The organism is Microvirga sp. KLBC 81, assembly GCF_003075415.1.
Classification (GTDB): domain Bacteria; phylum Pseudomonadota; class Alphaproteobacteria; order Rhizobiales; family Beijerinckiaceae; genus Microvirga.
On record NZ_QDAH01000054.1, the window covers coordinates 18,082 to 35,525 of the forward strand.

The window sequence follows — 17,444 nt, forward strand, 5'->3', positions numbered from 1 at the left end:
CAAAGAAGGCGGCGCCTCTGATGAGGTTGCCGCCTTTTTCATTTAACTCCACCTTATCCTGAGGAGTCTGCATAGCAGGCGTCTCGAAGGATGTTTCCGTGTGTTCTGGATCCTCCTTCGAGACGCAGACTTCGTCTGCTCCTCAGGATGAGGGCAGAGTTTGGGATCAGCGGCCTTTAAGTCGTCTGCTGCTGCCGTCCGCTCGTGCGTCCACCGGGCGCCGTGCCGGCTGTCGTTCCTGCCGGGCCGCTTCCAGGATTGCCGCTTGCGGCGACAGCATCGCCGGCTTCTGTGCCAGTGCGCCGGCCCTCCTGCGTCTGGCCGACGCGCAGATTGTTCTGCACATGGGTAACGCCGGAAACGGACTCCGCGATGTCCTCGGCCCAGCGCTTCTCGTTGCGGTCGCGCACCGTGCCGGTGAGCGTCACCTCGCGGTTCTGCACCGCGACCTCGATCTCGGACGCGTCGACGCGCACATTGTCGCTGAGCCGCTCGTTCACATCCTCACGAATGCGATCGTCGGAGCGCTGATAGTTGCGCGGGCCGCGCCCGCGATGATCTTCGCGGCGCACCTCGCCACGGCTGGCCGTGGCATCGTTGCCGAAGCGCGTGTTGCCGGGGCCCATGCCGTAATTGCTGTGATCGCGCCGCTCGTTCACCAAAGACCAAGTGCGCTCACGATCCTGCATGAGGCGATCATTCTCGCTGCTGTCGTCGCCTGGACGTGCGCGCTCGCCTGTGACAGTCGAGACGCCGTAGTGCCTCGGCTGATAGCCGCGCCCGGCGGAACCCCGCCCGGCATAGGGATCGCCGTAGCTCTGGTAGCCCTCGCCGCCGAAGCCGCCGCGCATGCGGGCATTGCGTGCTCTTTCCTCTCCGGGATAGCCGAAGCTGCCGAAGGCCGCACGCACATCGTCCTCGTCGCGGAAGCGGAACTCGACGCCGCCACGCCTTTCATCGCGCTCTGCATATCTGCGGCCGCGTTCACGATAATCGTGCGGACGATGGCGCCAATCGTCATCGTCGCGGCTCAAGCGACGATTCAATTCCTGTCGCTCGTCACCCGTCAGGGGTGCCTGTCCGCCTCTGCGTGTCTGATCGGCGCGGGCGCTTGTCGGTGTCCCGGTGCGATCAGGCTCGGAGGGCATGGAAATGCGGTGCAGGGCGCGGCCGGCATCCTGTTCGTCGTCGGTCGCGAGATCTCCGAGCGCGACGATGCCGACGAGGTGCTTGTCGTGATCGACGACAGGCAGGCGGCGGATCTGATGATCGCTCATCAGCTGAACGATGTGGCCCACATCGTCATCGTCGAAGCACCACCAGACCTCCTCTGACATGATATCGCGTACGCGGGTGGTGTCGGGCGGAAGGCCGGCGGCGGTGGCGCGAACGGTGATGTCCCTGTCGGTGATCATGCCGCGCAGGCGTCGTCCGTCACAGACGGGCAGCACGCCGACATTCATTTCATCCATCAGCCGCGCGGCTTCCTGGATGGTTCTGTCGGGCGAGACCACGCGCACGTTACGGGTCATGATGTCTGAAATTCTCATGAGCTTCATCCCTCTCAAAGCCGCGCCTTGAAAGGTTGAGGTATGCCCGGCGCGACCGATGATTAGCGTTCGGTCAATGCGGCGAGGGCGAAAAAGGTTCAGGGAGCGGCCTTGGCGAGGACTTCGATATCGCGGTCGAGGCCGCTCTCGACCTTGAATTCCTTCGTGTAGACCTTGCCCTCGTGACGGGCGATCAGAACATATTCGCCTTCCGCCAGGGTCACGGAAGGAAAGGCGCCGATGGCTTCGCGGATCACGTCGCCGCCAGGGGTCAGCACGCTGAAGGCCGTGCCTGCGAAAGCCTCGCCGCCTTCGGAAGCTACGAGCTTGAGTGTGACGGTCGCCGCGCGATGGTTCAGGGTCGCTTCCGTGACCTTGCCCGATTCCACCTTCAGGTCGCTTCGCATGATGGCGTTGGCGTCGCCATAGGTGGAGACCACGTGGTACGTGCCCTCGGGGAGGCGGATTACATCGTTCGGCTTGGCATTGGCAATGACGAGCCGTCCCTCCGAGTTCTGGGCCTCCGGCACGTAGACGGAGAAGGTCACGCGGTTCTGGGCAATCGGGCTTTCGCCAACCGCGCCTTTCAGCCTGAGCGCTCCCGCGCTGACGACGAGGCGCTCGTTGAGGTTTCCGGATTGCACGCTGATGCGCTTGCTGGCGCTGGCGAAGCCATAAGCCACATGCACGATGTAGTTGCCGGGTGCCAGGGTGAAGCTCGGTGTGGGGCTGCTGGATCGGGCGACGATGTTCGGCTGGGAGGTGTCGCCTTTATCCTCAAAGACTCGCCAGACGAGACCGGAGCGGATCGGCTCGTTGCTCTCGGCAAAGATTGCGCCCGAATTGACCACTACCTGCTTCAGAGCCACTGGAGGGGGAGGGCTCTGCGAGAGAGAGGGCACGCCGGGAGGTGGCGGTGGGCCGAAAGGCTGGGGAGCCCCTCCGAGAGGCTGCGTGAGCGTCTGCGCCGAGGCAGCAGAGGCCGTCAGGCAAACCAGCAGGCTTAAAGCAGAGAGGCGTGGGTTCCGGAACGTCATCATCGAAAGAGAACAAATATCCCGCTATCGCACAGGCGTGGCGACAGCGGTCTGGATCGGCTTGTCCTCGGTGTCCACGAGATCGGAAGCCGCCGCAACTAGATTCTCAAGAGACAGGGGCCGGAACTCAAACTCGACCCGGTGCTTGCCCGCCGGCACTTCCACTCCACGGAACAGCAGGTTGGCGCGGAGCACCGGACGGCGCTCGCCGTCGACGCTCGCCTCCCAGCCCGGATAATAGATGTCGTGCAGCACGAGAACGCCGTGTTCCGAGGCCTCGACTTCGAGGGTGACGGAGTTTCGCCTGTAGCTGACGATCCGCACCTTGCTCCCGGTCTTGTCGGCTGCAGGACGGACGGGGGCATACTGTGCCTTGAGCAGGAGCATGCTCTCCTGGTCGATCAGCGCTTCCGTCTTACGGTTAAAGTCAGGCAGCTCCTCCTGACCAAGGACGGTTTCCGAATCCACGGCTTGGACATGATGGGCCACATAGGCGCGCTGGCCAGCCGAGTTGAGGCGGTAGATCCACATCTTGCCCGTGCCATAGACGACCTCCGCGTCGGTGAGGCGCGGGAAATGGCGAGGCAGCTTTTGAACGGGCCGGTCGAGGACGAGGTAGTCGAGGCCGAGCAGGCCCGCGAGCTCGCATTCATAGCCTCGGAACGAGGTCGGGAACTGGCGCAGGTTCGGATCCTCGGCGTTCTCGCCCGGGCCGATCGCGCGCTCGTAATTCGCCAGGCGCAGGGGGTTGTAGCCGATGATGTCCTCGATCTCGAGGACCATGGAGGCGTTCTGCCAGGAGCCTTTCAACCCTAGGATCTCCACGCGGGGATACTCACCCTGCTTGTGGCGCTCCGCCAGTTCCCGCTTGAGGATCTGCAGGCCCTGGAGTTGCTCGGGAGGCAATTGGGTGAAGACCGTATAGCGCCCGGCAGGCTCGGCATTGAGGGCCGAGGCGGCATGGCGGCTGATGAGCTCGGCGCCGGTCAGGGCCACGAGTGCGAGCACAACGGCCTCGCGCCTGTAGACCGAGCCGCTCAGCTTGATCACCAGTCCCATGACGAGCATCGCTGCCAAGAGGCCGCCACCAGCCTCGGTCAGGGTCGACGGAACTTGCCCGCCTTTGACGGCGAAGGAGAGAGCGCTCGCAAGGGCCGCAATGACGAGAGCCACTGCCAGGGCCGGCAGCGCGATGCGGAACTGGCCGAGGGCCGCCTTGCTCCAACTCGGAAGGCCCTCTGTTGCATAGCGATGGACGAGGTAACCGGACGAGAACGCGAGTGTGATATTGATCAGGAAAGTGGCGTCCGCCGGACGGCGATAGAGGTTCACGCCCGGCAGATGATCGAAGATCACCTCGAAACCGGGAGTGTAGCGCCCGAGGGCATAGAGGATCGCGAGCAGGCCCCCGACAAGGAAGAACCGGAATTCGCGCGCAAAGAGCCGCCCGCCAGCGATGCCGTGCCAGAAGATGAAGAGGGCGGGGATCGTGCCGATGAAGAGATAGTTTGTGGCCCGGTCGGTCCAGGTGCCCTCGGACAGGCTGTGCCAATCGGGGCCCCAGTAGTCGTAGGTCCAGCGCAGCGAACCGAAGATGTTGCCGAACAGGATTGTCGCAAGACTCTCCGGAGGCAGGGAGCCCATGGCCGCCACGCCGAAGCCAAAGGAGGGCCGTGTCGATGTGGCAAGGAATTGCATGGTCAGGATGACCGGCACTGCCAGCAACGCACCACCGATCAGGGCCATGCTGAGCAGGAGGCCCAAGCGCGAGCGCAGATAGGCAAAGGGCTTCGGAGCGGTCCAGATGCGGCTCGCGGCTACGCCGATCAGGGTGAGGGCGCAGAGAAAAGCAACCTGATCGCGCCCGATCACCATCAGCGCTGCGCTGAAAGCGAAAAGCACGCCGTAGAGATACGAGCGCCGGTCCAGGGTCTCCTCGAGCAGCCAAAAGGCGAGCGGGAAGAAGCCGTAGCTCAGGATCATGCCTGTGTGCTGCAGACGGGCGGTTGCTGAGCCGCCGAGCATGAACACGATGGCGGCCACCACAGCGCCCGACCAATGCCAGCCGCGACGGCGGAAGATCGGCAGGAGGGCCAGGGCGCCGGGCAGGAAATGAGCAAAGACCACTAGGTCGAACAGCTCCATGGAGGGGTCGGGCTTGAGCCAGCCGAACAGGAGCATGGTGGGCGTGAACAGAAGTGATTGCGGATCGGCGGCGGAGGGGTGTCCGCCGAAATGGTAAGGATTCCAGAGGGGCAGCTCGCCATGGGCAAGCGCCGCGCCGAGATAGCGCAGGGTGGGGTAGAACTGGTTCTTGGAATCCCAGGGGACGACGGAGCCGGTGAGGGGCCAGATGGCGGCCGCTACGGCCCAGGCAGCCAGGATGAGGCTAAGAGCCAGAAACGTCTGGCGTCTGGACCAATCCAGGCTTGGGACGGGACCGTCGGATCCGAGCAAGGATGTCTGCATATGCTTAACTGACGGCGCCACGCAAACCGGTCCTCTCTTCCTCGGCCAGCCTCTCACTCGCCTCGGCAAGGAAACCTGCTTGGCGTATCACCGCACTCCCCCTATACATCCGTTGCCGTTTGTTGACTGTGCAACGGCCTGACGTCTTGGAACGCCCGTGGTTCTCAACAGCAGCAAGACGGCGAGACCAAGGCAAGGCCCGAACTCCCGCCTGCGCCCTTACGGGTATTCACGATCATTGTTCCACATTATTCGAGTTGGATGAAGATCCCATGAATGAAAGCCTTTCCCGCCTTTTGAGCCGCCGCTCAGTGCCGCCGCGCTGGCTCGGGGAGCCGGGTCCGAGCGCCCAGGAAGTCGAGACCATGCTCACTGCGGCGGCCCGGGTGCCGGACCATGGCAAGCTGGTGCCCTGGCGTTTCATCCTTATCGAAGGCGAAGCCAGGCAGCGGCTGGGAGAGGTTCTCGCCAAGGCCTTTCAGGCCGATAACCCCGACGCCGATGCGGCGATGATCGCTGCCGAGCGGGAACGCTACTCCCAGGCTCCGCTCGTGGTGGCGGTGGTCTCCCGCGTCGTGCCGCACGTGAAGATCCCGGAATGGGAGCAGGTGCTCTCTGCCGGCGCCGTCTGCATGAATCTTCTGAATGCCGCCAATGCCCTGGGCTACGGCGCGTCCTGGCTGACAGGCTGGGCGGCGTTCGACCGCCGGGTGCTCGATGCCCTGGGTCTTGCCCCGAACGAGCGGATCGCGGGATATGTCCATATCGGCACGGCTACGGAAAAGCCCACCGATCGCGACCGTCCGAGCTTCGCCGACATCGTCACCCGGTTCTAAGCGCATGTTCTACGAGACATCGACCAACGCCCACGGCCTGCCGCACGATCCCTTCAAGGCCATCGTGACGCCCCGTCCCATCGGCTGGATTACCACCATGAGCGCGAAGGGCGAGATCAATCTCTCTCCCTATTCCTTCTTCAACGCGATCGGTGAACGCCCGCCGATGGTGGCGTTCTCGTCGGCAGGCAAGAAGGATGCGCTCACCTTCATCGGGGAGACGAAGGAATTCGTCTGCAATCTCGCGACCTACGATCTGCGCGAGCAGATGAACGCCACCTCCGCCGTTCTGCCGCGCGGCGTGAACGAGATGGAGCATGCGGGCCTCAAGGCTGCTCCATCTCGGCTGGTGAAGCCTCCGCGCGTGGCTGACGCTCTCGCTGCTCTCGAATGCAAGTGGGTGCAGACCGTGCCTCTCGTGCCGTTGGAGGGGGGCGAGCCGTCCTATCACCTCGTGATCGGGCAGGTGGTCGGCATCCATATCGATGACCGCTACATCGTGAACGGCCTCGTCGATACGGCCGCCATGCGCCCCATCGCGCGCTCGGGGTATCGCGATTATTTCGTCGCGACGCCGGAGACGAAGTTCTCGATCACGCGGCCGGGCGGTTAGGTCGGCCCGGCCCGCTTCAACAGCCTCTCGGCGCGCAGCAAATGCGGGCGGTCGAGCATCTCGCCATTGACGCCGACGACGCCCGCGCCCGGATTGGCCCTGAAGGCCTCGACCACCGCTTTCGCGCGTTCAATCGCTTCAGCCGACGGCGTGAAGGCCTCGTTGATGACGGGCACCTGCGCCGGATGGATCGCCATCTTCGCCACGAAGCCGTCGCGGCGCGCGGCGCGACACTCCGCAGCGAGACCTTCCATGTCACGGAAATTCGTGAAGACGGAATCAATCGCATCGACACCTGCCGCCGCTGCTCCGAGCAGTGTCAGCGAGCGGGCGAGGCGATAGGGATCGGTGTAGACACCGTTCTCGTCGCGATTGGCTTCCGCGCCGAGGTCTGCGGATAGATCCTCGCCGCCCCAGGTGAGGCCCATGAGGCGATGGCTCGCACCCCCGAAGGTGCCGAGCGCAAAGACGCCCGCCGCATTTTCCGTCGCGATGGCGAGAATGCGCGTTGCGCCATCCTCCAGGCCGAATTCCGCCTCGCGCACGGCGAGCTTTGCGCCGAGATGCGCCACATCCGCGCCGCCGATCGTCTTGGGCAGAACGATGCCATCGGGCGCAGCCTTCATGATGCCGTCGAGATCCGCATCGATCATGCCGGTGGTGAGGCCGTTCACGCGCACGTAAAGGCGCGGACGTTCAGCCTTGGAGCGATGCTCTACAACAAACGCGGAAGTAACGCGGCGCGCTTCTTCCTTGGCGCTGAGATCGACGGAATCTTCCAGGTCGATAAGGAGAACATCGGCTCCTGAGGTGAGGGCCTTTTCGAGCTTTTTCTGACTGTCGCCAGGAACGAAAAGCAGAGAGCGCATCAGGCGTTCCTCTTGCGCATGAAGGCCTGGCGGCGGCACTCGGCTACGAGCGTGCCGTCCTGCTTGTAGGCGCGGTGGATGAACTCGACAATTCCCGCGTTCGGACGCGATTTCGACTCACGCTTGTCGGCGATCTCCGTCGTGACATTGACGGTGTCGCCTTCGAACAAGGGGGCCGGAAACTTCACGTCCGTCATGCCCAGATTCGCGATCGTCGTGCCCACCGTCGTATCGTTGACGGAGATGCCGATCATGAGGCCCAGCGTGAACAGCGAGTTCATGAGCGGCTTGCCCCACTCGGTTTCGGTCGCGCAGAAATGCGCGTCGATGTGGAGCGGCTGCGGGTTCAGCGTCATGTTGGAGAACAGCATGTTGTCCATCTGCGTCACCGTCCGCGTCAGACGATGCCTGATGGTGGTGCCCACCACGAAATCCTCGAAATAGTGACCGCCGCGCGGATGCCTGTTCTCATCGTACATGACGTAAGTCCTCCTTGTACCGGAAAGGGCATGTTGTTCATGCTTCTTCGAATTCAATAACCGAACTGCTCCCGCAGAATCCGCTCGTCCAGGCTGTGGCCGGGATCGTGCAGCATCACGAGGTCGACGCTTCTGTCCATGGAAACCTGAACGCGGGACACGTTGCGGAATTCCGTGTGGTCCGCCACCGCGCTCACAGGGCGGTTTCCCGCCTCCAGCACTTCGACCTCGATCCTGGCGTAATCCGGCAGCAGCGCACCGCGCCAACGGCGGGGGCGAAAGGCGGAGATCGGCGTGAGCGCGAGAAGGGGCGAGTTGAGCGGCAGGATCGGGCCGCCGACAGAGAGATTATAAGCCGTTGATCCGGCTGGCGTGGCGACCAGAATACCGTCTGCAATGAGCTCAGGGATACGCACCTTACTGTCGATGCTCACGCGAAGTTTGCCCGCTTGGTAGGTCTGGCGCAGCATGGAGACTTCGTTGATGGCACGGGCCGTATGCGCCACGCCGTGGACGTCCCAGGTGACCATGAGGAGCGGGTGCACGACGCTGCGCTCCGCATTCTCCAGGCGCTCGAACAGCTCGTCTTCCCGGAACTCGTTCATCAGGAAGCCGACCGTGCCCTTGTTCATGCCGTAAATGGGCTTCGCCGTGCCCATGGTGGCATGCAGGGTCTGCAGCATCAGGCCGTCCCCGCCGAGGGCGACGATCACGTCCGCCTCCTCGGGAGGGACGTTCGCATAGCGGCTCATCAGGGCGTGAAGCGCGCTCTGCGCGTCCGGCACGGAACTGGCCACGAATGCAATCTTGTTGAAACGACGGGCCATGCCCAGATACCCTCGCTGCGCCCCGAAGGGCTACGAAGCACAGGCATAGCATGGATCGCCCACTTCTCGTCTATACGACCTTTCCCGATGTGGACACCGGCCTTGCGATTGGGGAAAGCCTTGTCCGCGATGGCCTGATCGCCTGCATCAATGTGCTGCCTGGGATGCGCTCGGTCTATGCCTGGAAGGGTGCCATTGGGCGGGGAGAGGAGGCGGTCGGCATCCTCAAGACCCGCAAAGGCCTGCAGGACAAGGTCCATGAGGCCCTGAAGGACCGGCATCCTTATGAGACGCCGGTCATTCTCTTCATCAAGCCCTCCGGGGCGGACACGGCCACCCTGGACTGGCTGATCGGAGAGACGTCAGGCGGCTGAGCCTTAGACCGCTGGGCTCCACTGTATCGGCACGAGCCGGAAGCCGTTGTCCTCCTTCGCGATATGGCCCGTGGCTGGGAACGGGGCGTGATAGAACGCCACCTGCGCCCGCTCCGTGGCTGCCATGTCGAGCATGCGGCGCCGGGTGGCGCGAGCCTGGTCCGCATCCATATCGAAGATCGCCGACCAGTCGGGATTGCGTACGAACAGGGCGGGGTGGTTCGTGACATCCGACATGATCATCAGCTTGGCCGAGCCCGACGAGAGCATGTAGGCCGTATGGCCGGGCGTATGGCCAGGGGCGGCGATGCTCGTGAGGCCGGGCACGACCTCCTTGTCCATCTCGTAACGCTTTACATTCTGGGCAATGGGGCCGAACACCCGGCGAGCGCCCTGGAAGGCGCCCTTCATGGCCTCGGGCGCCTGGTTCATGCGGGCATCGTCCATCCAGAACGCCCATTCGGCGGCAGGCACCATCACCTCGGCATTGGGAAACACCGCCGTGCCGTCCTTCAGGCGAAGGCCATTGATGTGGTCGCCGTGGAAATGGCTGATGACAACCGTGTTGACCTGGGCGGGATCGAAGCCGGCGGCGCGGAAATTCGCCATCCAGCGACCGGAAGTCGGTGCGCCCATGTCGCCGTTGCCGGTGTCGATCAGGGTGATCTTGCCGCCGTGATTCAGGACGAGGGTGTTGAAGGTGATGGGGAAGGCATCCGTCGGCAGGAAGGCGTCCTGCAAGGCGGCTTGTACGTCTTTAAGCTCTGCGTTCTTGATGAAGCCTTCGGCCGGGCGGCGGGCGAAGCCGTCGTTGATGGCCGTCACTTCGATGTCCCCGACCTTGTAGCGGTAGAAGCCGGGAGCCTGTTGGGATTGAGAGCCAGAAGAGGCGGTGCTCGGCGTAGCTGGGTTGATCTGGGCCAAGGCGGCGGATCCTCCAATGGGAGCGGCGGCAAGAGCAGTGCCTGCAAGAACGGTACGGCGAGTAATTGTCATCTGTTTCCTCTCGACATCGACGCCAGGAGCCTAGAACGGCCTAGCTTCGAAGCAAGAGATCGACCCTTCACAACTCGGCGAGCAGCCTGCTGTTCCTCAAGAGCGTTGAGAGGTCAGATGGTGCAGGGCGATGCCGCTCGTGGTGGCGACGTTGAGGGAATCGAATCCACCGCTCATGGGGATGGACACGGTGCGGGTCCGGGCGAGCAGATCAGGTGGCAGGCCTGGTCCTTCAGCTCCCAGTAGCAGAGCCGTTCGGCGCGCCGGTTTCACCTGTGAGAGGATCTCTTGGCCCGCAGGAGAGAGCGCCAGGATCTCGAAGGAAGCAGCCTGCAAGGCCCGCACCATCGCGTCGGCAGAGGCCGCGCGCGTGAAGGGCACCACGAGGGCTCCGCCCACCGATACGCGTACCGCTTTGCGATAAAGCGGGTCACAGCTTTCCTGATCGAGCAGAACGCCGTGCGCGCCGAAGGCAGCGGCGTTGCGGAAGATGCCGCCGACATTGTCGTGGTTCGCCAACCCCACCAAGCCGACGATCAGCGCCTCTTGCGGGAGATCTGCCAAAAAATCTTCGGCTGAGGGGAGTGGCGCGCGCCGGGCCACGGCCAGGATGCCGCGATGGATCGGAAAGCCCACGATGGCATCCATCACCTGCCGGTTGGCCGTGTAGACGGGCACATCCGGTGGCAGGCTCTCGAGTGCATCGCTCAAGCTGTCGATGCGGTTTTCGGCCAGCAGCAGGGATTCGACGTCGAAGCGCGGCTTCTTGAGCAGGACACGTAGGACGACTTCACCCTCGGCGATAAAGCGATGCTGTCGCCCGACCAGATCCCGCTCGCGCACGGCGCGATAGGGCTCGATCCGAGGATCGTCGGGATCGGTAATGACAATCGGCATCAGCTGTCCTCGGTTTCGGCAGAAATGACGTGGTGCGCCTCTTCCTAGAGCCTCGATCCCAAAAGTGGAAACCACTTTTGGGATCGATCCGATGCTCTCTTTACGAACGCGCATCGTCTGCTGCGAACCGGGGGCCGCGTCAGCGAAAAGCTGGATCTATTTTTCCGCACGATGCGCGGGGCCAGCGCTGCTGGCGGAACAACGACTTTGGCTCCCGGTTAGCCTTCCAGCATTGGCAGGGCCGCCCGGTGTGGTCCGCCGCAAGGAGATTGACGATGGAAGCAGATATTGCAGACGGATGGGTATGGGCCCTTGTAATCATTGGCGGACCGCTCCTGCTGGGGCTTTTCATGTATGTTTTCAGCAGCCGCCGCAATCGGCTGAACCGGATCCAGCGGGAGGTTTCAGAGCAAGGCACGCACGAGAATTGGGGCAAGGAGCGGATTCACTAGGACCGGCGCGGATCGTCTCCCGAGACTGCCTCGGGATGATGCGAGGCTGAGCGAGAGGAGGACTCGCACCTTGACTAATCCGGTTGGCCACTCAGAGTGGCGATGGGATGGGGCTCATGCGCCTTGTCATCTACATCTCCAACATGCCGTGCCAAGAACTAGTGATAGGGTTAAGCCGCTGAAGCAAAAGAAGATTATAAGCTCACGCCGTGGCAAATAGTGCTTCGCCCAGCGCCGAGATTGCCTTGCTAGGCGCAAAATGCCATAGACGGCCCACTTCCCGCCGTCTCTGCGCTCGGTTTTTGCCTCATCTCCTGGCTTGTATTCCTATGGATCAGACTACGCCTTCCGATATCCGGCATTTTAGAGATGCTCGCATACGGCATGATGTGAGTTGCACGATCATCACCTTCAATGAAGCAGACCGGGTCCGGCGCTGCATCGAATCCGTTAGAGGCATCGCCAGCGAGATCGTTGTGGTTGACTCGGGCAGCACGGACGGAACGCAGGAAATCTGCCGATCCTTGGGGGCTCGCGTCATCCATAATCCGTGGCCGGGATATGGTCCACAGAAGCGTTTTGCCGAGGATGCGGCTTCTCACGACTGGATCTTCAACCTCGACGCCGACGAGTGGCTCAGTGATGGGCTTCGCGCCGAGCTGATTTCAATACTCGGCCAGCCGATCTCGCCGGGCGTGCACGGCTTCCGCTTCCATATCAAGACGGTCTATCCCGGCGCCGCCAAGCCACGCCTCTGGGCTGACGAGCACAACTATGTCCGCCTTTACAATAAGCGTGCCTGCCGCTTTCCGGACAGCCTGGTTCATGATGAGGTCAAGCCTGCGAAGCCTAACAGGGTACAGGTACGCCAGCCCATCTATCATGAGACGATCAGATCCATCTCTCATCTCATTGAGAAGAACATTCGATACTTCAAGCTCCAGAAGAGAGAGATCCCGAAGAACCCTGCTTTGGTGCTCATCAGGGTTCCGTTCGAGTATATATTCACGCTCTTCAAGTATTATTTCGTCAGGCGTCACTTCACCGGCGGCATATATGGCTTTGCCTTGGCTTCGACGATCGCTTACCTGAGAACATACCGGTTGCTGATCCTCGGATTTGGTGAAAAAAGCGAGGGCAATCGCTAAAGCGGCCTGACGACACGGAAAACTGGATTGCTGAAGTATTTTCAAACCATCGAAACGCGCAATGCCCGTCGTATGGCGCGCGTCGTGCGTTGGGATCGTCCCATTCGCGGCACCCGTGATCGGATAGCTGCCTGGGTCAACATGCTCTTTGTTGATCACGGGGTATTTCGGCTTATCAATTCCAACCGGCACCTTGTCGCGGACAAGGTATGGCGCTCTGCGCAGCCTGCCCCGCATCAACTTGCGCGGTTGGCAAGGGCAGGGGTGCGAACGATCGTGAATCTGCGCGGTCAGCGCGAGCATGGCTCTTGGCAGCTGCAGCGCGAGGCTTGCGATAAACATGGCCTGGACCTCGTTGAGCTCACGATCCGCTCAAGAGCCGCGCCTTCGGTCGAGACCATTCGAGAAGCCAAGAAGGTGTTCGACAGCCTTCGATATCCGGCGCTCATTCACTGCAAGTCAGGTGCGGATCGCGCGGGATTTGCGGCAACCCTCTATCTCATCTTGCAGGAGGGGGCGTCCGTTGCCGACGCCCGAAAGCAGCTTTCCCTTCGCTATGGGCATATCCGATTTGGAAAGACCGGCATCCTCGACGCTTTCTTTGAGCAGTATCAGAGAGAGGGCGAGGCTGTCGGCATGTCCCTTCTTGAATGGGTCGAACAGGAGTATTCTCCGGAAAAGCTGGAGCGTGATTTCCGCCCCTATGCTTTGGCGGATCTGCTGTTGGATAGGGTCCTGAGACGCGAATAGAACACAGGCCGTATGGCCAGCGCAGCCGCCTTGTGTGGGCTGAATGTCTGATCTTTCACTGAAGAAAGAATGGTGCCGGTGGAGAGGATCGAACTCCCGACCTTCGGTTTACAAAACCGCTGCACTACCGCTGTGCTACACCGGCTCTCGCGTGGATGCTGAGGTAGCAGCACCCCGCACGGGATGCAAGTTCCATCGAAACATAAAAATTAAGTGCTCCAGCGCACCGAAACCATCCTCCCGTTGTGGAATTGTCAGGAAAACGATGGTTACGGAGATGCTGCTGTGAGTGGCTTAAGTTATTCAAACAGAAAGCTAAAATCGCCCTTTGCCGGCCGGATTATATTCGTCATGGCCCTCGGATTGGCGGCTGGCCTGATCGCCATGCCGCTTCCGACCGAGGCTGCTCCTGCGGCTCCACCGGAGCGTCTTGCTGCAAAGACGCTGAAGCAGAAGGCGACAGAAGTTGCTGCCAAGGATGTGGCGGAAACGGGCTCCATTCAGACGGATGCACCGGACACCTCGACCTGCGATCGATCTCGCAAGCGGCTGTTTGTCGAAGGCGAGGGCTGGATCGTTCGCAAGGTGACGACCTGCTACTGAGGCGTCGCGCTGCTTTCGGCTCAATATGAAAAGCCCCGCCGTGAGGCGGGGCTTTCCTTTGTCGGTTGATAGACCTTTGTCGGTTGATAGACGCTTAGCGCGGGCCCTCGTAGGTCATGATATCGCGATCCTTGGTCTCCGGCACGAGCAGGAGGCCGACCACGAAGGTCACGAGAGCGATCACGATCGGGTACCAGAGGCCGTAGTAGATGTCGCCGGTAGCCGCCACCATCGCGAAGGCGGTGGGAGGCAGAAGGCCGCCGAACCAGCCGTTGGCGATGTGGTAGGGCAGGGACATCGCGGTGTAGCGGATGCGGGTCGGGAAGAACTCGACCAGAGCCGCCGCGATCGGGCCGTACACCATCGTGACGTAGATCACGAAGAGGGTCAGGATGCCGATGGCCTTCAGAGCCTGGGCATTGCCGAGAGCGGAGAAGAAGCCGTTGACCTTCAGCACGCTCGGGTCGCCAGCCTTCGGATAGCCGGCTTCCACGGCGGCATTGGTGAAGCCCGTGATGTTGGCCGGAACGGCCGGAGCAATCGAGGCTTCCTTGCCGTTGAAGGTCACCTTCGTCGGAGTGCCAGCGGCAGCCGGAACCAGTTCATACTTGATCGCAGCGCGGGCCAAGGCCACGCGCGCGACGTCGCACGGAGCGGTGAAGGTGCGGATGCCGACCGGGTCGAACACCGAGCCGCAGGTGGCGGGATCGGCCACGACCTGAACCTTCGCCGTTTCCAGAGCCTGAGTCAGGTTCGGGCTGACGACGTTGGTGAGGGCGCCGAAGAGCGGGAAGTAGGTGATCGCCGCGATCAGGCAGCCGCCGAGGATGACCGGCTTGCGGCCGATCTTGTCCGAGAGCGCACCGAACACGATGAAGCCGCCGGTGCCGAAAATCAGCGACCAGGCGATCAGCACGTTCGAGGTGAGCAGGTCGACCTTGAGGATGCTCTGGAGGAAGAACAGGGCGTAGAACTGGCCCGTGTACCACACCACGGCCTGGCCGATGGCGAGACCGATGAGGGCGATGAGTACCATCTTCACATTGCGCCACTGGCCGAACGCCTCCTTCAGAGGAGCCTTCGACTGGGTGCCTTCTTCCTTCATCTTCTTGAAAGCCGGCGATTCCTGCATCTGCAGACGAATCCAGACCGAGATGGCCAGCAGCAGCACGGAGAGGAGGAACGGGATGCGCCAGCCGGCGATGGCGTAGCCCTCACCAGTTTGGAAGCCTGCCTCGCCCATCGACATGCGGAGGAGAAGGATGACGGCGAGAGAGAGAAGCAGACCAACGGTCGCCGTCGTCTGAATGAAGCTGGTGTAGAAACCGCGACGTCCGACGGGGGCGTGCTCCGCGACGTACACGGCAGCGCCGCCGTACTCGCCGCCGAGAGCCAAGCCCTGGAGCATGCGCAGCGCGATCAGGACGACCGGAGCAACCCAGCCGATCTGGTTGTAGCTGGGCAGCAGGCCGACCATGAAGGTCGAGAAGCCCATGATCAGGATGGTGACGAGGAAGGTGTACTTACGGCCGACGAGGTCGCCGATTCGGCCGAAGAAGATGGCGCCGAAGGGGCGCACCAGGAAGCCTGCCGCGAAGGCGAGGAGCGCAAAGACGTTACGGGTCGTCACGTCGAAGGCGGAGAAGAACTGCGCGCCGATGATCGTGGCGAGAGATCCGTAGAGATAAAAGTCGTACCATTCGAACACGGTACCGAGAGAGGAGGCCAGAATGACCTTCTTCTCTTCGCGCGTCATCGGCCGTACTGCGCCGGCCGAACGCGCTGTTGTGGCTGCTGTTGCCATAGCGTTCCCTTCCATTTTGATAAGCCCGGTGGTCCGGGTCTTAAGGCGTCAAGCTTGCGATCGCCTGCTTGAGCTGAGGCATCATGGCCACTGGGAGTGGCCAGGAATCCCATGGAAGGTGAGGCTAACGCTGCCGGTACTCTCCACAATTGCCAATTCGTATTTGCGACTTCTGTCTAAGAGCGCTTGAAGCAAAGCCAAAGATCTTTCAGATCAATCGCTTATAAAGACAGGCTTTGCTAGGCGCCTGGCTTGGCGACGGCTTTGGTCACAGCAAAAAGCGAGATCGCCGCCGCATTGGAGACATTGAGGCTCTTGATCTCGCCGGGCATGTCGAGCCGACCGATCACGTCGCAGCACTCACGAGTCCGCTGTCGCAATCCTTTGCCTTCCGAGCCAAGCACCAGGACCAGGGGCAGCGTCAGCTGCAGTTCATCGATGTTCGCCTCGCCCTCCGAATCAAGGCCGATGCGCTGAAAGCCGCGTTCTCCCAAGGCGGTGAGCGTATCGCCCAGGTTCTTCACGATCATGAAGGGGACGTGCTCCAGGCCGCCGGAAGCGGATTTTGCCAGCACGCCCGTCGCCGCCGGGCTGTGGCGGGCGGTGGTGATGATCGCCTCCACGTCGAAAGCCGCCGCCGTGCGCACGATGGCGCCCACATTGTGCGGATCGGTGATCTGGTCGAGGGCCACGACCACGCGCTTGCCGCTCAAGGTATCCACAGACGGCGAGGGCAGAGGATCGGCTTCGACGTAAAGTCCCTGATGGACGGCGTCGGGCTCCAGGAGGCGGTTGATATCGTCAGGTCGCACTATCTCGGGCTCCAGGGGGATTGGTACGTTCTCCTCCTGGAGGCGGCGCAGTGAGTTCTCGGTGGCGAGCAGGCGGCGAATCGTCCGCTTCCCATTGCGAAGCGCCTCTACCACGGGATGCCAGCCATAGAGAATCGTGGTGTCGATCTCGTGCGGCGGGCGCCATCCTTGAGGATCGCGGCGGCCCTGTCTCTTGCCCTGCGGGCGCTGGAACCGGGGCTTGCGGGAATGGAAGGGGCGCTCGCTCATATGCTTCTGTTGCTTCTGTCTCGTGTGAGGGTATGCCCGCCCATAGCACATGGCCGGCGCATTCACGATCTATCTAACAAACATTGCGCTTTGCTGTTGACACCGCGCATGAGGGTCACCATAAGAACGCCACCGAGCGGCCGCACCACGGTGGGGCGCCTCGGGTGAAGACCTCGGCGCACTGCGTCTTGGTTGGCAAGGGGGGGAATGTCCCGAGCGGCAAAGGGGGCGGACTGTAAATCCGCTGGCTATGCCTTCGTAGGTTCGAGTCCTACTTCCCCCACCATCCAACCGGCAGGGCATGCGGGTGTAGCTCAATGGTAGAGCAGCAGCCTTCCAAGCTGAATACGAGGGTTCGATTCCCTTCACCCGCTCCAGCTCTTCCTCTCGACATCATTCCTGTACGATTGTTCCTCTTTTTCAGCCAAAGCTTCGCTTTAGCCGGGATGGGCTCGTTAAAAAACCTCGATAGCGGGGCTTTGGGACGGCTTCTTCGATAATTACCTTCTGCAAGACTGAAATTGGCACTTGCGCATTTGGCGTAACCGCAATATCGGGACGCCTCGGGTTTTTTGTTCCTGGCCTATGTAAGGTAGAGATCAATGGCGAAGGAAAAGTTTGAGCGGACGAAGCCGCACTGCAACATCGGGACGATTGGTCACGTCGACCATGGCAAGAC

17 protein-coding genes and 3 tRNA genes are annotated in these 17,444 nt (G+C 62.0%); 9 read left to right on the forward strand and 11 right to left on the reverse strand.

Features of this window, described 5'->3' with window-relative positions; translation table 11 throughout:
- Window positions 1-176: 176 nt before the first annotated feature.
- From DC522_RS36200 to DC522_RS24170, 3 genes are all read right to left on the reverse strand, one after another.
- On the reverse strand, window positions 177-1,550 hold the full coding sequence (locus DC522_RS36200) for a CBS domain-containing protein (RefSeq protein ID WP_245444471.1): 1,374 nt from the start codon (window positions 1,548-1,550) through the stop codon (window positions 177-179).
- A gap of 98 nt (window positions 1,551-1,648) precedes the next feature.
- The gene (locus DC522_RS24165; protein ID WP_116531172.1) at window positions 1,649-2,587 is read right to left on the reverse strand and encodes a hypothetical protein; all 939 of its coding nucleotides are present in this window, start codon (window positions 2,585-2,587) and stop codon (window positions 1,649-1,651) included.
- A 24-nt stretch (window positions 2,588-2,611) separates the two neighbouring features.
- On the reverse strand, window positions 2,612-5,077 hold the full coding sequence (locus DC522_RS24170) for a YfhO family protein (protein WP_245444476.1): 2,466 nt from the start codon (window positions 5,075-5,077) through the stop codon (window positions 2,612-2,614).
- 251 nt (window positions 5,078-5,328) lie between these two features.
- On the opposite strand from DC522_RS24170, the gene DC522_RS24175 reads away from it, so the two are divergent.
- The gene (locus DC522_RS24175; protein WP_116531161.1) at window positions 5,329-5,892 is read left to right on the forward strand and encodes a nitroreductase; all 564 of its coding nucleotides are present in this window, start codon (window positions 5,329-5,331) and stop codon (window positions 5,890-5,892) included.
- Window positions 5,893-5,896: 4 nt separating this feature from the next.
- A complete protein-coding gene (locus DC522_RS24180; RefSeq protein WP_116531162.1) occupies window positions 5,897-6,505 on the forward strand; it encodes a flavin reductase family protein in 609 nt (202 codons plus the stop codon).
- Here the strand turns inward: DC522_RS24180 and DC522_RS24185 are convergent.
- Genes DC522_RS24185 through DC522_RS24195 form a run of 3 tightly spaced genes read right to left on the reverse strand, consistent with a single transcriptional unit; the run spans window position 6,502 to window position 8,680 of the window.
- Window positions 6,502-7,374 (reverse strand): CoA ester lyase, encoded by an 873-nt coding sequence (locus DC522_RS24185; protein WP_116531163.1) that lies wholly within the window; start codon window positions 7,372-7,374, stop codon window positions 6,502-6,504. The genes DC522_RS24180 and DC522_RS24185 overlap by 4 nt on opposite strands.
- Window positions 7,374-7,853, reverse strand: a complete 480-nt coding sequence (locus DC522_RS24190; RefSeq protein ID WP_116531164.1) for a MaoC family dehydratase — start codon at window positions 7,851-7,853, stop codon at window positions 7,374-7,376. The genes DC522_RS24185 and DC522_RS24190 overlap by 1 nt, the downstream gene beginning before the upstream one ends.
- A gap of 53 nt (window positions 7,854-7,906) precedes the next feature.
- Window positions 7,907-8,680: an NAD kinase gene (locus DC522_RS24195; RefSeq protein ID WP_116531165.1), complete on the reverse strand. Its 774-nt coding sequence runs from the start codon at window positions 8,678-8,680 to the stop codon at window positions 7,907-7,909.
- A gap of 50 nt (window positions 8,681-8,730) precedes the next feature.
- Here DC522_RS24195 and cutA point away from each other — a divergent pair, with 50 nt between their 5' ends.
- The gene (gene cutA / locus DC522_RS24200) at window positions 8,731-9,054 is read left to right on the forward strand and encodes a divalent-cation tolerance protein CutA (RefSeq protein WP_116531166.1); all 324 of its coding nucleotides are present in this window, start codon (window positions 8,731-8,733) and stop codon (window positions 9,052-9,054) included.
- A gap of 3 nt (window positions 9,055-9,057) precedes the next feature.
- On the opposite strand, the gene DC522_RS24205 is transcribed toward cutA, so the two are convergent.
- Window positions 9,058-10,050 (reverse strand): MBL fold metallo-hydrolase, encoded by a 993-nt coding sequence (locus DC522_RS24205; RefSeq protein ID WP_116531167.1) that lies wholly within the window; start codon window positions 10,048-10,050, stop codon window positions 9,058-9,060.
- A gap of 96 nt (window positions 10,051-10,146) precedes the next feature.
- The gene (locus tag DC522_RS24210) at window positions 10,147-10,947 is read right to left on the reverse strand and encodes an RNA methyltransferase (protein WP_205769745.1); all 801 of its coding nucleotides are present in this window, start codon (window positions 10,945-10,947) and stop codon (window positions 10,147-10,149) included.
- Between the two features lie 275 nt (window positions 10,948-11,222).
- On the opposite strand from DC522_RS24210, the gene DC522_RS35020 reads away from it, so the two are divergent.
- The 3 genes from DC522_RS35020 to DC522_RS24220 all read left to right on the forward strand — a co-directional run bounded on the left by DC522_RS35020 (window position 11,223) and on the right by DC522_RS24220 (window position 13,297).
- A complete protein-coding gene (locus DC522_RS35020; RefSeq protein ID WP_165820286.1) occupies window positions 11,223-11,399 on the forward strand; it encodes a hypothetical protein in 177 nt (58 codons plus the stop codon).
- A 389-nt stretch (window positions 11,400-11,788) separates the two neighbouring features.
- Window positions 11,789-12,547, forward strand: coding sequence for a glycosyltransferase family 2 protein (locus tag DC522_RS24215; protein WP_205769746.1), 759 nt, complete (start codon window positions 11,789-11,791; stop codon window positions 12,545-12,547).
- 27 nt (window positions 12,548-12,574) lie between these two features.
- On the forward strand, window positions 12,575-13,297 hold the full coding sequence (locus DC522_RS24220; protein WP_371680378.1) for a tyrosine-protein phosphatase: 723 nt from the start codon (window positions 12,575-12,577) through the stop codon (window positions 13,295-13,297).
- Window positions 13,298-13,367: 70 nt separating this feature from the next.
- Here the strand turns inward: DC522_RS24220 and DC522_RS24225 are convergent.
- A tRNA-Thr gene (locus DC522_RS24225) sits at window positions 13,368-13,442 on the reverse strand.
- Window positions 13,443-13,648: 206 nt separating this feature from the next.
- Here DC522_RS24225 and DC522_RS24230 point away from each other — a divergent pair.
- On the forward strand, window positions 13,649-13,900 hold the full coding sequence (locus tag DC522_RS24230; protein ID WP_116531169.1) for a hypothetical protein: 252 nt from the start codon (window positions 13,649-13,651) through the stop codon (window positions 13,898-13,900).
- A gap of 94 nt (window positions 13,901-13,994) precedes the next feature.
- Here DC522_RS24230 and DC522_RS24235 read toward each other — a convergent pair whose 3' ends face one another.
- Window positions 13,995-15,704 (reverse strand): MFS transporter, encoded by a 1,710-nt coding sequence (locus DC522_RS24235; protein ID WP_245444478.1) that lies wholly within the window; start codon window positions 15,702-15,704, stop codon window positions 13,995-13,997.
- 239 nt (window positions 15,705-15,943) lie between these two features.
- Complete coding sequence (locus DC522_RS24240; RefSeq protein ID WP_116531170.1) at window positions 15,944-16,765, reverse strand: RNA methyltransferase; 822 nt, start codon at window positions 16,763-16,765, stop codon at window positions 15,944-15,946.
- 201 nt (window positions 16,766-16,966) lie between these two features.
- Here DC522_RS24240 and DC522_RS24245 point away from each other — a divergent pair.
- Both DC522_RS24245 and DC522_RS24250 read left to right on the forward strand, forming a co-directional pair.
- Window positions 16,967-17,051, forward strand: a tRNA-Tyr gene (locus DC522_RS24245).
- Window positions 17,052-17,068: 17 nt separating this feature from the next.
- Window positions 17,069-17,142: transfer RNA gene (locus DC522_RS24250), tRNA-Gly, on the forward strand.
- The last annotated feature ends 302 nt before the right edge of the window (window positions 17,143-17,444 follow it).

Bases quoted from the DNA above. Each gene is read 5' to 3' on its own strand.
- DC522_RS36200 (WP_245444471.1), bottom strand. From the start codon at position 1,550: ATGAGAATTTCAGACATCATGACCCGTAACGTGCGCGTGGTCTCGCCC.
- DC522_RS24165 (WP_116531172.1), bottom strand. From the start codon at position 2,587: ATGACGTTCCGGAACCCACGCCTCTCTGCTTTAAGCCTGCTGGTTTGC.
- DC522_RS24175 (WP_116531161.1), top strand. From the start codon at position 5,329: ATGAATGAAAGCCTTTCCCGCCTTTTGAGCCGCCGCTCAGTGCCGCCG.
- DC522_RS24180 (WP_116531162.1), top strand. From the start codon at position 5,897: ATGTTCTACGAGACATCGACCAACGCCCACGGCCTGCCGCACGATCCC.
- DC522_RS24185 (WP_116531163.1), bottom strand. From the start codon at position 7,374: ATGCGCTCTCTGCTTTTCGTTCCTGGCGACAGTCAGAAAAAGCTCGAA.
- DC522_RS24190 (WP_116531164.1), bottom strand. From the start codon at position 7,853: ATGTACGATGAGAACAGGCATCCGCGCGGCGGTCACTATTTCGAGGAT.
- DC522_RS24195 (WP_116531165.1), bottom strand. From the start codon at position 8,680: ATGGCCCGTCGTTTCAACAAGATTGCATTCGTGGCCAGTTCCGTGCCG.
- cutA (WP_116531166.1), top strand. From the start codon at position 8,731: ATGGATCGCCCACTTCTCGTCTATACGACCTTTCCCGATGTGGACACC.
- DC522_RS24205 (WP_116531167.1), bottom strand. From the start codon at position 10,050: ATGACAATTACTCGCCGTACCGTTCTTGCAGGCACTGCTCTTGCCGCC.
- DC522_RS24210 (WP_205769745.1), bottom strand. From the start codon at position 10,947: ATGCCGATTGTCATTACCGATCCCGACGATCCTCGGATCGAGCCCTAT.
- DC522_RS35020 (WP_165820286.1), top strand. From the start codon at position 11,223: ATGGAAGCAGATATTGCAGACGGATGGGTATGGGCCCTTGTAATCATT.
- DC522_RS24230 (WP_116531169.1), top strand. From the start codon at position 13,649: ATGGCCCTCGGATTGGCGGCTGGCCTGATCGCCATGCCGCTTCCGACC.
- DC522_RS24235 (WP_245444478.1), bottom strand. From the start codon at position 15,704: ATGGCAACAGCAGCCACAACAGCGCGTTCGGCCGGCGCAGTACGGCCG.
- DC522_RS24240 (WP_116531170.1), bottom strand. From the start codon at position 16,765: ATGAGCGAGCGCCCCTTCCATTCCCGCAAGCCCCGGTTCCAGCGCCCG.